Origin of the sequence: Actinoplanes sp. NPDC051633, from assembly GCF_040681735.1 — a bacterium.
GTDB lineage: Bacteria > Actinomycetota > Actinomycetes > Mycobacteriales > Micromonosporaceae > Actinoplanes.
Map to the genome: position 1 here is coordinate 1 of NZ_JBFAZH010001317.1, position 1989 is coordinate 1989.

The window sequence follows — 1989 nt, forward strand, 5'->3', positions numbered from 1 at the left end:
GCTGCGCCGCCTGGCGCAGCCGGCCTCCAGCCCGCGCCTGATCGATTCCTACCGCCCCCGCGTCGAACAGACCGTCGACCAGCTCATCGACAAGATCGACCCCACGGGTACGGTCGACCTGGTGCCGGCCTTCGCCGCACCGCTGCCGATCGCGGTGATCACCGACCTGCTCGGCGTGCCGGACGCCGACGCGGACCGGTTCGCCGCCATCGGCACGGAGTTCGGCAGCGCCCTGGAGGGCATCCGCTCGCTGCGCCACGCGGCCCGGCTGCGGTCCGCCCAGCGCGAGCTGCTCGCGCTGTTCGAGAGCCTCTTCGAGCTGCGCCGCCGCGAGCCCGCGGACGACGTGATCAGCCGGATCGTGGCGGCCGAGGGCGACGACATCCGACCGGCCGAGATGGTCCCGATGTGCAGCCTGCTGCTGGTGGCCGGGTTCGAGACGACGGTCAACCTCATCGGCAACGCGGTCAAGGCGCTGCTCGACCACCCCGACCAGTGGGCCGGCCTGTGTGCTGATACGTCGCTCGCGCCCAAGGTGATCGAGGAGACGCTGCGCTGGGATCCGCCGGTGCAGCGGACGGCGCGCACCGCGCGTGAGGACCTCACGATCGAGGGCGTCCGGGTACGCGAGGGGCAGATCGTCCTGACGCTGCTCGGGTCGGCGAACCGGGACCCGTCGGTGTTCCCGTCGGCCGACCGGTTCGACATCCATCGCGAGCAGGTCGCCGACCACATGGCCTTCTCCAGCGGCATCCACTACTGCGTCGGCGCGCCGCTGGCCCGGCTGGAGGCGACGATCGCGGTGCAGCGGCTGGCCGAGCGGCTGCCCGGGCTGCGGCGGGCGGGCCCGGTCAAGCGGCGTACGTCCTCGCTGGTGCGCGGGCCGATCAGCCTGCCGGTGCGGGTCGCCCGAAGTGTCGTACCCGCGGCATAGTCTTCTCCGGGTGCGGATCAGGATCGAGGGCAGCGACCTGCCCGGCCGGCGGGCCGGTGGGCAGGCCGACGCGTTGCGGCTGGGCAACGTGCACGTCGGCGTGCAACGCAAGTCCGAGGTCGTCGACCGGGTGCCCGCGTCGGCGCCGTCCGCCGCCTGGGAGTTCGAGGTGGCCAGCCGCGACGCCGGCGAGGGGCTGCTCGACGTGGGCGGGCCGTATGTGCACGGCCGTCCCGGGGCCAGGTTTCTCTACCTGAGCTGGGGCGCGGTCTCCGACGACGGGTTCGCGATGTTCCGCCGGGCCAAGCTGCTGTTCGGCGACGTGCCGGCCGACGCGATGCGGGGCGCGCATGCGGGGGCCGGGGTGCTGGTGGGCCGGCTCGGGCTGACCGAGGCCGACGGCTCGCCGCGATGCGCCCGGGTCCGCCCGCCCGACATCGCCTGGACGCTCGAGTGATGCGCGTCCTGCACGGCTTCCTGTCCCGCGACGGCACGCTGGGCGTCTGGGCCGAGACCGACACCGCCTCCCTGCCGGCCTCCGGCGGCAGCGAGATCTCCCGGCGCGGCGACGTGCCCTGGCATCCGTTCGCGCGGGCCGCCGAGGGAGACCCGAGGCCGCCGGCGATCCTGCTGCTGCCGTCGACGGCCACCCGGCCGATGCCGTCGCCGCTGCTGGGGGTCGGCGTCTCGCGGGCGCGGCCGCGGCTGCGGGCCTGGCAGGTTCCGGCGGTGGCGGTGCCGTTCGTCACCGCCGACATGGTCTCCGAGGAGGACGAGCGGGCCGCGCCGTCGTTGCTCTATCTGGCGGAGGTGTGCGCGTTCGCCGCCGATCTGGTGGCCCGCGGGCGGGTGCTGCCGGCGGTCTGGCCCGACGGTCCGCGGGCCCACTGGCGTCCCGTGCTGACCGGTCCCGACGTGACGCGGCACGCCGAGTTGCTGCGCCGCATGCCGGCGGCGTGCCGGGCCGAGCGGGCCCATCCAGGCGCGCTCACCGGCCAGCCGGCCGCCGAGGTGCTGCGAGCCGCCCTGCACCGCCTGGTCGACGGCCTGGTCCG

The 1989-nt window shown here is 75.1% G+C and carries 2 protein-coding genes and 1 pseudogene; all 3 read left to right on the top strand.

Translation table 11 applies throughout. The features are described 5' to 3' along the window. Positions 1–934: cytochrome P450 (locus AB0M20_RS40490; RefSeq protein WP_364306493.1), on the top strand; the 934-nt coding region annotated here is incomplete at its 5' end. 10 nt (positions 935–944) lie between these two features. Beyond that, positions 945–1391, top strand: a complete 447-nt coding sequence (locus AB0M20_RS40495) for a DUF5990 family protein (RefSeq protein WP_364306495.1) — start codon at positions 945–947, stop codon at positions 1389–1391. Further along, positions 1391–1989, top strand: a pseudogene (locus tag AB0M20_RS40500) (ATP-dependent helicase); the annotation flags it as partial. The gene AB0M20_RS40495 and the pseudogene AB0M20_RS40500, both read left to right, overlap by 1 nt.